We start from the raw sequence: 9,983 nt of genomic DNA, 5'->3' as shown, positions 1-9,983 counted from the left end.
AAGATGCAAAATAACGATTATCAAAACTGGACAATAACAAGTGGTGATTATAACCATAACAACAGCGACTATAACAAACTCTATCGAAAAGGGAGAAGGAGGGAAAAGTTAGTCAAAACCATGTTATGGATTGGAGCCGCATTCCTGGCATATGAGGTATTCTACAAAGTGCTTGCATATGCCGCAGGTAAATAGAACTTCAGAACTTCGGAACCTCGGAACCCCGGAACCCCGGAACCTCGGAACTCTGGGGTACTGAGGTTCTGCATCTCTGAAGCTCTGGGCTACTTATTGTATTCTCCCAAAAAGGTTGTACATTTGTGAAGTTCTTAAAAACAATTTACGGTGTTCTGCAGGGAGCAGAAAGAATAGGGAAGCCGGTGAGAATCCGGCGCTGTCGCGCAACTGTGTGAGGATATAGCATTTCCAGTTTGCCATTTAAGCCACCATGATATATTGGGAAGGCTTGGCAATTTACCTCGAGCCAGGAGACCTGCCGTAAATAAACAGGTAACAACCTTCGCGTAAAAGGTCGTTATTGGTTCGCTGTATACTTGTATGCAGTTACGGCTCCTGCTTATTTACACCTCTTTATACTCCCCGTTCCACCCCCAAAAACATGAAATATCTGATTTTCTTTTTTATTTGTGCGAATATTTTATTTGCCCAGACCTCTGTCCTGGTGGTTGATTCCGTCAGTGGTGCTCCCGTAGCAGGTGCTGTTGTAAGCAACGGTGCAAAAAGTGTTGCGACGGGTGAAGAGGGAATTGCAGACATTTCATCTTTCGATCCCTCTTTGGAAGTGACGGTAACGCATGTATCCTGGCTCAAATCTGTATTCAGAATCGTTCCCGGGGAGAAACTCCATGTGGTAAAACTTGTAGCTGCCTCCTCTGTAATGGATGAGGTAGTGATAACGGGTGCCGGTGAAAAGGGGGGAGGCTTCACAAAAAAAATCGATTTGGAAATAAAGGAAGGGGAGGGATACAGAACACTTGCAGACATAATCAGCAGAAATTTTGGGATATCGATAAAAGATTACGGCGGATCGGGTTCGTTGAAGCAGATTTCATTCAGGGGGATGAGTGCCGAAAACAGTCTGGTTTTGTTCAACGGTGTACGAGTGAATGACATAAGAACAGGTGGATTCGATCTTTCGGGTGTATTCTCAGATGAGTTGCGGGCTGCAGAGTTTTCGACTTCCACTTCGGGAGACGGTGAAATTTCCGCGGGAGGTGTGCTTACTCTCGAGACACGGGGTAAGAGGGATTATTCCTTTATTTCAACAGAAAAAATTGATGATGCCGGGATGGTGTCCTTTTCAGGGAGTGGAAATGTCGCTTTTGGCAAATTTTATGCGGGGATTTCAGCCGAAAGAGTCTGGTCACCAAACAGATTTGACTATGAGTTTAACGGCATGAAACTGACCCGCGAAAACGCCCATTACAACAGGTCATTCATATCTGTGTTAGCCGGTTACACAGAAAAAAGTACTGCAATCGATTTTTATTCAAACTATGGATTTTATCAGGCTGGAGTTCCCGGATTTGTGGTTTCGAACAACACTTCCTCATCGGGGGCAACGAACACCACCGAAGGGACGCTCACAATTTTGAGATTATCCACTGCGATTGCAGAAAACGCGGGACTGGAATCTTCACTCGGATTCAGCCACCAGCGCCTCAATTTTGATGACCCGAACAGGGCTTACTACAAGGTAAATGGTGCCGACAATTCAACCCTGAACAACCTCTCTTTCAATGCGAAAAGCTGGTTAAAACTTGGAAATGTAACCCTCAGCGGTGGTTACGGGTTCGAAGGGGGTGAGCTCGCAGATATCAAGACGGTGCTCTCAAACTACAGAAAAGAATCATTTGTGAAAAGAAGGGTGAACAGGTTGCTCGCTAAGGTTGACTGGGAGCCTGCGATTCTGCCCGAAGTTTTTGCCGGTCTCTTCATCACGGGAGGTGTAAACGGGGAGTTCTTTAGTCAGGAGGGGATTGGTGAGAGAAATGAAAACGGCATCAACTGGAACGGGGGCCTCAGTTTTGCTCCGGCAGGTTATGACCACCTAAGATTGAAATTCAATTACTTCTCGACCAACAGGATACCCTCCTACAACGAATATTACTACTCTTCACTTCTTTCGACGGGGAGCCTGAATCCTGAAAAGACAGACGGATTTGAGGCAGGCTTTGAAATCCGGAATCTAATTCCCTTTGTCAGGAGTGTTTCGGCGATCTGGTACAATCTTGAGACTGCTGACAAGATAATCTGGGTGCCTTCGATAATTGCGCTGCAGATACCGAGAAATATTTCGAAAGTCAAGTCCGAGGGGGTCGACCTGGCTCTTTCCCTTGCCTTTTTTGGTGATGCTCTCAGGGCTGAATTCGCTTTTTCGTGGCTGTCTGCCCGAAATGTCTCAAATTTTGGAAGTGGTGACAAGAGCGACGGAAAACAGCTTGTTTATACTCCGAGGGAGAGACTGATCAGTTCCTTGTCTTATCATTCGGACATTTTTAAAGTGGTGGTGGATCACAGGTTTATCGGGGGTTCATTTTTCACCTCCGACAACGACCCTTACTTCGTTATTCAAAATCACAGTGTGTTCGACTTCCACTTCACAACATTTTTTAATTTATTAAATACACGGCAGGCATTAAGTATTTCGTTTTACAATCTGTTTAACGAGAATTACAAGATAATTCAGTCGTATCCGATGCCGCTAAGATCTATCGTTTTTTCATTGACAACAAAAATACAGGACTAACATGAGGAAAATAATTTTTATACCTTTTTTAATCGTGGTGATTTTAACCATTACCGGTTGCAGCGACACTTCGACAAATCCCGTTGTGCCCGTTGAGCAGGTAAACAAAGGGGTTTATGTTTTGAATGAGGGGCTCTACAGTCAGAACAACTCGTCGCTCTCATTTTATGAACTCACATCGAAAAAGGTTTTTCAGAATGTATTCCAGACTGCAAATACCGGGAAACCACTCGGTGATACCGGAAATGAAATCATAATCAGCGGAAAGACCGGATTTATTACCGTAAATGTTTCGAACAAAGTTGAGATAATTGATGTTAATACCTTTAAATCAAAGGGGAGCATCGATTTGGGAGCGTTTTCGGGACCACGCAGAATTTACGCAAAAGATTCGGTGATAGCCTACATTACAGGTTTTTCAGGAAAAGTATATAAAATAAATACACAATCTCTTTCGATTGAGAAGGAAATTCCAGTCGGCAGTTTCCCGGAAGGAATACTTGAGCACAATGGTAAACTTCTCGTTGCCAATTCAGGTCTTGGAGGCGGAAATTCTGTTTCTGTAATCGATATGGCTACCGATGCTGTAGTAAAAACGATAAAAGTCGGAACAAATCCGATAAACCTTGTGAAAGACAACAACAATTTTATTTATACCGTTTGCAAAGGAAGGTATGATTCCAGCAATATTGGCGGGGCTCTTTATAAAATTGATCCATCGGGTTTCGAAGTTATGGATTCCCTTGTTATTACTCAGAACCCCGAGGATGCAGTCGTAGCTCCTGAAAACATAATGTTTGTGACGAACAATTTGGGTGTTTTGAAAGTTGATCTGAACAATTTGTCCGCAGGTTCCTCTTTGATAATTGAAGGGATGCGTGTTAATACGATTTATGGCTTCATCTATTCGATGAGTTTCGACCCGATCGACAGGCTGTTGTATCTCGGTAATCCGAAGGATTTTACACAAAATGGTGAAGTGGCGGTTTTTGATTTGCAGGGAAATGAAATCAGAAGGTTTGATACGGGACTGAATCCCGGAAGCATAGCCATAATTAATTACAGATAATTTGAATTTAGTTTTATTTTTAGAATAAATTAGTTTAAATTACATCTTTACGATAAAAGAATTTATTGAGATAGCGGAGATAAAATGAAAATTGAAAACAAAAACAAATTGATTTTAGCGATTGTAATGGTAGTGATGGCAGCCGGAATGCGTCTGGTACCACACTTCCCAAACTTTACTCCAATTGCTGCGATGGCATTGTTCGGTGGGGCATATTTCAGCGATAAAAAGCTTTCATTTGCGGTACCGTTTCTTGCCATGATTCTTTCTGATCTGGTACTTGGATTTCACAGCACAATGTGGGCGGTCTATTTGAGCTTTGCAGCGATAGTTGGGATTGGCTTCCTGCTTCGTGACAAAAACTCGGTTGTAAAAACAGCGGGAGCAGCACTTGCATCAAGCATACTTTTCTTTGTTGTTACCAACTTTGCAGTATGGCTTGCAGGCGGTTTTTACTCCATGGACATGACAGGTCTGGTTCAGTGCTATACAGCAGCGATACCATTCTTCCAGTACAGTGTAATTGGTGATCTTTTCTACACAGGCGTGATGTTCGGAGCTTTCGAACTCGCAAAAGCAAAGGTTCCTGCTTTTATAGAAGCATAAAACCATACAGATATTAAATAAAAAAGGCTGTCACTGTGAAGGGGCGGCCTTTTTTTAATGCAATAATGCAGTAATCCAATAATGCAATAATTCAGCTAAGCGGTCATTTACTTTTTCGCTGAGCTGGTTTTCTTTTCCAGGTCTTTGAGGGTTTTGATTCTGTCGTCGAGGTCTTTTATTTTGTTGTTGATCTGCTCGATGTAATCTTCGAGTTTAACCTCGTAGCCTGATTTGTCGTAGTAGCCCCTCTCTTCAAAGTATGACGAGAAGAGCCAGTTGCGTTTTAAGGCTTCCATGTTTTCGGCGAATCTTCCGGCACCCACTCTTACTTCTTTGGTAATACCGACAAGTTCAGAAAGCATGGTTTTTACCGATACATCCACATCACTGCCGTCAGTCACGAGTTTGCCGACAATTCCTTTTCCTGCTCTCACATCCTTGATAACTCCATCTACATGTGCCATCAGTGTATCCATTGTAAACATTACTCGGTCTGCATTTTTGACCACGGAATTTATGTTTTTACCGAGTTCGCTTACGATTGAGGCGAGAGTGTCATATTTGGAGACTGCCTCCTCGAGTCCGCGGTTTGCGGTCAGGAGGATTCTGTTGGTGTTTTCGTAGAGGCGGTCATCATTTATAAGTTTTCCGAATGTTCCCTCTCCTGAATTCACTTTTGCTACAATTCCTGCGAGGTCTGCGCTCATCGATTTAGTGGAACCGAGAATTTCAGTGATTTCGCTAAGAATGGCTCCGAGACCGAGGGGATTCATGCCGACAATCGTACCACCATCCTCGACAGCGGGCTGGTCGGCGGTTCCTTTTTGTAGATTAACAACCTTATTCCCTACGAGACCTTCTGTTTCCACAAAAGCCTGGGTATTTGTGCGAATGAACCTTTGAACATCTTTTTCGAGGTCGAGTATCACGAGTACTTTCCCTGAGGTGTCGGGGGCTAAAAAGATATCTGCCACAGCCCCGACATTGATGCCAGACATCCTGACAGGTGCACCTTTTCTGAGTCCTTCAATGTTAGTGAAATAGGCTTTTACTTTAAATGTGGGAGTAAAAAGTGATTGTTTACTGCCGACATAAAAAATTCCTATCAAGAGCAGAATCATTCCGATAGATACAAAAATACCGAGTCGTAAAAATTTATGTGGCTCAGCCATAATTTTCCTCTAAATATTCGGGGCTAAAAAAGTTTTTCAGGAAGGGGTCTTCAAGAGTGGTCAGAGTCGCCAGATCTCCTTCAAACAATATGATACCATCGTTGAGAACGATTGCGCGATCAGCAATAATTTGGGCACAGATCAGATCGTGTGTTACTGCAATCGAGGTCATTTTAAGTTCCTTTTGGAGATCGCGAATCAGTTTACTTATTTCCTTTGTTGTAATAGGGTCGAGGCCGGTTGTCGGTTCATCATAAAGCATGAGCATCGGTTCGGTAATTATGGAGCGTGCAAGGCCCACTCTTTTTCTCATTCCTCCGGAAAGTTCGCTGGGCATTTTATCGATTGCATAGGAAAGCGACACCATATCCAATGCCCGCTCGACTTTGTAATTTACTTCCTTTTGCGTGAAATTAAAATTTCTGATGAGAGGGAAAGCCAGATTTTCCCTGACAGACATCGAATCATACAGAGCTGCACTTTGAAAGAGAAAGCCGATATTTTTCCTGAGTTCATTCATCTGCTTCAACGGGATATTGAGCACATCGATTCCATTAATCGTTATAGTCCCGCTGTCAGGAGTCAACAAACCGACCATGCATTTAAGCAAGACACTTTTTCCGGTGCCGGATTTTCCAAATATAACAAGATTTTGCGTCTCTGTTACATCCAAAGAGACTCCCCCGAGCACGGTTTGCTCACCAAAACTTTTGTAGAGGTCATGGATTTCGACTAATTTACGGGCCATAACCACAACGCAATCTGGACAAGAATCATATCAAAAACAAGTATCAATAACGACGAATAAACTACCGAGGTCGTCGAGGCTTTCCCTACCCCTTCTGTCCCTTTATCGGCAGTATATCCAAGGAATGAGCCTGTAATGCCCACGATGAAGCCGAATACAACAGTCTTCCCGATGCCGGGAATAATGTCACCAAACTTGACAACTTCGATTACCTGTGACATGTACAGGTCGTAAGTTGTATTCATCGAAATATAGGAAGCAAAAAAACCGCCTCCAATTGCAAGAAAATCGACATAAACGGTAAGTATTGGAAGGATTAGTGTAGTAGCAATCACTCTGGTTACGACAAGAAAACGGAAAGGATCGATTGCGGAAACTTCCATGGCATCAATCTGCTCTGTTACTCTCATTGACCCGAGTTCGGCACCAATTCCACTTGAAACCCTGCCTGCAAAAATCAAAGCTGTAAGAACGGGTCCCAATTCTCTGATGACAGAGAGGGTGACCATGTAGGGCAGAAATGCCTCGGCGCCGAATTTAATCATAATCGGGAGCGATTGCAGGGTTAGCACCACGCCGATGATCACACCTGTCACACTTACTATCGGGAATGTTTTCACTCCGAGTTCGTACATGTGCTTGGCAATTTCAGCGAATTCATACGGCGGTTTAAGGACATTCATGAAGAATCTGTGTGTAAAAAGGGACAGAGCTCCAATTATGTCGAAAAATTTCCGTAGTTGTTCAAATGTGGATTCGCGTGCCAAAATTGTTCCGGATAGTGAAAATATGACAAAATCAATTTATAATTTAACAATTTTTTCGCTAAAGATTGAATTTTATGTGACTGAATTCTCAAAAATAAAGGACAATTAACTATATTTATAAGGGGCAAATTTCCCCTTTTACCAAAAAAGATGAATTAAAATGTTAGAACCAAAATACTTTTACAGAAAATTAGACGCACTACTTGCCGGAATTGGAAAAGAAAAGACCGGTCAGGATTTTTTAGTGAACATAGTAACCAGACTTCAGACGGTTTTTGGAAATGATTTGCAAATCGGAAACGGGCGGATTTACGAAGAGGTTACCGGGAACTTCGAGTTGATATATCCCGACGATCTGGATGAGAACACCTACGCGCTGAAAGTGGCTGTCGATCTTCCCGAAGTGACGCTGGTTTTGAAGACCAGGCTTTATATTTTTGATGACCCGGCAACAATTACGATATTTAAGCCGGCAGACCAGGAGGGATATTCTGTACCGGCAGTAGTGGTTGTAAACAGTCCCGAACGGAAATATATTTTTGTTTTCGAGCTTCGCAGCGGGTGGGTGAGGGAAGAGATAGAATTTTGTCTAAATGCCGTCAGAAGGGCGGTCAATTACAGACTGTTTTCAGAGGCTGTAATTGGTGAAATGGAGCAGGCAGCGAGGATTCAGCAATCGCTTCTGGCATCAGTACCTCCTGCAATTCCCGGATGGGATATAGCGGCAAGATCTAAACCTGCAGAACTTGTCGGGGGTGACCTTTATGACTATTTCAAGTTTGATGCCGATGATTTTGGCATATGTTTTGGGGATGCGAGCGGACACGGACTTCCTGCTGCCTTGATGGTCAGGGATGTGGTTACCGGGTTGCGAATGGGGGTTGAGAAGCACATGAAGATGGTTTACACCTTGAAAAAATTGAATGAGGTAATCTATCGGGGTTCATACTCAACAAGTTTCATTTCGCTGTTCTTTGCCGAGTTCGAAAACAACGGAAATCTTTTTTACGCTAACGGGGGGCATCCCTCGCCGTTGATATTCAAAAAAGAGGGAATTGAAGAGCTCCATCCAACTGGACTGATTTTTGGAGCATTTCCCGATATAAGCATAAAACGCTCATTTGCGCACATGGACGAAGGAGATATCCTGCTTCTCTATAGCGATGGTATCATTGAAAGACAGAATGCAAATGAGGAATTTTTTACAATTCAGGAAGTCATAAAACTTGTAAAGAAGCACGGGAAGGAACCTGCTGCTGATATTATTGAGATAATATTCGAAGAAGCCGACAGATTTGGCGGCGGGGTGAAGTGGGACGATGATGCAACGCTGATGGTTATTAAAAAAACTAAATCCTGATAAAAACATATGAGTAAAAGAAGAGATTTCATTAAGAAGGCGGCACTCGTTGGTACTGCTGCTGCATTCCCTGCCTTTTTCTCCTCCTGCATGAGAAAAAACAACAAAGCCGACGGTTTTTCCGGAAAAAGTATCAAGTGGAAAATGGCTACCACCTGGCCCCCCAATTTCCCCGTTTACGGTGAGATGATGACGCTCTTTTCACAGCTTGTGGATCAGATGTCAGGTGGCAGGCTGAAGATAAAGGTTTACGGCGGTGGTGAACTCGTTCCTGCCATGGAAAGTTTTGATGCCGTGAAGCAGGGAAATGTGGAGATGGTGCACAGTGCCTCCTACTATTGGGCAGGCAAGGAGCCTTCGGCAATTTTCTTTACTGGACTTCCATACGGGATGAATGCTCCACAGTTTTCGGCATGGCTCCATTTTGGTGGTGGCATGCAACTTTGGGAAGAATTGTATGCGAAGCACGGGATCATCCCGATGCCCGGTGGTAACACGAGCGGTCAGATGGGTGGCTGGTTCCGGAAAGAGATAAAAAGTGTCGATGATTTTAACGGGTTAAAGATGAGAATCCCGGGAATTGGCGGCAAGGTAATGGCGAAAATGGGAGCCAGTGCACTTCTGTTTCCGGGAGGAGAGCTTTACACAAATCTGGAGAGGGGAGTTCTCGACGCACTGGAATGGGTGGGTCCTTTTCACGATTATAAAATGGGATTTCAGAGAATAGCGAAATACTACTACTATCCCGGGTGGCAGGAGCCTGCGGGAGCAACCGAATTTATGATCAACAAAAAGGCATTCGATTCTCTCGCTGATGATCTGAAGGCGATTTTAAGAGGAGCAGCAGGGTATATTGATACCATGATTACTGCTGAAATGGTGGCAAAAAATGCGGAAAGTCTTCAACTCATCAAAAATGATCCCGAAGTGAAACTGGTACAATTCCCCGATGAGGTATTGCAGAAACTGAAAGAGAAGACTGCGGAAGTGATTTCCGAGATGACAGAGGCAGAACCTGCAAGCAAAAAAATCTATGAATCTTATCGGAAATATCAGAATCTAACTTCATCACTTTATGAGTTGACCGAAAGGAACTATAAAGTATAAGTAACGGTTAATTTGTTATCTGATATAAACCAGGCAAAGACATAAATGTTAGTTGTAAAAAATCTTTCTCCATCCGAATTTCTGGACGGTTACAAAAACGACCCTGATGCAGTATTGATTGATGTCAGGACCCCCGAAGAAAACAGTGAAAAGAGGATCCCGAATTCATTAAATATTGATATCTACTCTCCGTCATTTCAACAGGAGATTCTTGAACTCGACAGAGAAAAAAGCTATTATCTCTATTGCAGAAGTGGCAGCAGAAGTTTTCATGCAGGTCTGTTCATGGGTCAAAACGGGTTTACCAAGGTATATAACCTTGACAGTGGAATCTTAGGCTGGCGTTTTGAAACGGAAAAAGGATAATCCGGACGGATTGACAAA

Annotated in this window: 10 protein-coding genes and 1 riboswitch; of the genes, 7 read left to right on the top strand and 3 right to left on the bottom strand. The window is 43.3% G+C overall.

Annotated features, from left to right (window positions below):
• The first annotated feature begins 3 nt into the window (after positions 1 to 3).
• The 4 genes from J0L60_11800 (at position 4) to J0L60_11785 (ending at position 4,445) form a co-directional block, all read left to right on the top strand.
• Positions 4 to 195, top strand: coding sequence for a hypothetical protein (locus J0L60_11800; GenBank protein MBN8546803.1), 192 nt, complete (start codon positions 4 to 6; stop codon positions 193 to 195).
• Between the two features lie 131 nt (positions 196 to 326).
• Positions 327 to 516, top strand: a riboswitch (cobalamin riboswitch).
• Between the two features lie 103 nt (positions 517 to 619).
• Entirely contained in the window at positions 620 to 2,770 is a 2,151-nt protein-coding gene (locus J0L60_11795) for a TonB-dependent receptor plug domain-containing protein (protein ID MBN8546802.1), read from the top strand.
• A gap of 1 nt (position 2,771) precedes the next feature.
• Entirely contained in the window at positions 2,772 to 3,839 is a 1,068-nt protein-coding gene (locus tag J0L60_11790) for a hypothetical protein (protein MBN8546801.1), read from the top strand.
• An 84-nt stretch (positions 3,840 to 3,923) separates the two neighbouring features.
• Entirely contained in the window at positions 3,924 to 4,445 is a 522-nt protein-coding gene (locus J0L60_11785; GenBank protein ID MBN8546800.1) for a hypothetical protein, read from the top strand.
• 107 nt (positions 4,446 to 4,552) lie between these two features.
• Here J0L60_11785 and J0L60_11780 read toward each other — a convergent pair whose 3' ends face one another.
• Genes J0L60_11780 through J0L60_11770 form a run of 3 tightly spaced genes read right to left on the bottom strand, consistent with a single transcriptional unit; the run spans position 4,553 to position 7,048 of the window.
• A complete protein-coding gene (locus tag J0L60_11780; protein ID MBN8546799.1) occupies positions 4,553 to 5,617 on the bottom strand; it encodes an MCE family protein in 1,065 nt (354 codons plus the stop codon).
• Positions 5,610 to 6,365 carry an ATP-binding cassette domain-containing protein gene (locus J0L60_11775; protein ID MBN8546798.1) on the bottom strand — a complete coding sequence of 252 codons (756 nt, stop codon included), beginning with the start codon at positions 6,363 to 6,365 and terminating at the stop codon, positions 5,610 to 5,612. Before J0L60_11775 ends, J0L60_11780 begins: the two co-directional genes overlap by 8 nt.
• Positions 6,350 to 7,048, bottom strand: coding sequence for an ABC transporter permease (locus tag J0L60_11770; protein ID MBN8546797.1), 699 nt, complete (start codon positions 7,046 to 7,048; stop codon positions 6,350 to 6,352). Before J0L60_11770 ends, J0L60_11775 begins: the two co-directional genes overlap by 16 nt.
• Positions 7,049 to 7,292: 244 nt before the next feature.
• Here J0L60_11770 and J0L60_11765 point away from each other — a divergent pair, with 244 nt between their 5' ends.
• Genes J0L60_11765 through J0L60_11755 form a run of 3 tightly spaced genes read left to right on the top strand, consistent with a single transcriptional unit; the run spans position 7,293 to position 9,965 of the window.
• Positions 7,293 to 8,492: a PP2C family protein-serine/threonine phosphatase gene (locus tag J0L60_11765; GenBank protein MBN8546796.1), complete on the top strand. Its 1,200-nt coding sequence runs from the start codon at positions 7,293 to 7,295 to the stop codon at positions 8,490 to 8,492.
• 9 nt (positions 8,493 to 8,501) lie between these two features.
• Positions 8,502 to 9,599 carry a TRAP transporter substrate-binding protein gene (locus tag J0L60_11760; GenBank protein ID MBN8546795.1) on the top strand — a complete coding sequence of 366 codons (1,098 nt, stop codon included), beginning with the start codon at positions 8,502 to 8,504 and terminating at the stop codon, positions 9,597 to 9,599.
• Positions 9,600 to 9,644: 45 nt separating this feature from the next.
• Complete coding sequence (locus J0L60_11755) at positions 9,645 to 9,965, top strand: rhodanese-like domain-containing protein (GenBank protein ID MBN8546794.1); 321 nt, start codon at positions 9,645 to 9,647, stop codon at positions 9,963 to 9,965.
• Positions 9,966 to 9,983 lie beyond the last annotated feature (18 nt).

Source organism: Ignavibacteria bacterium, assembly GCA_017302895.1.
Lineage (GTDB): Bacteria > Bacteroidota > Ignavibacteria > Ignavibacteriales > Ignavibacteriaceae > UTCHB3.
This window is presented reverse-complemented; position numbering and strand designations above follow the sequence as displayed.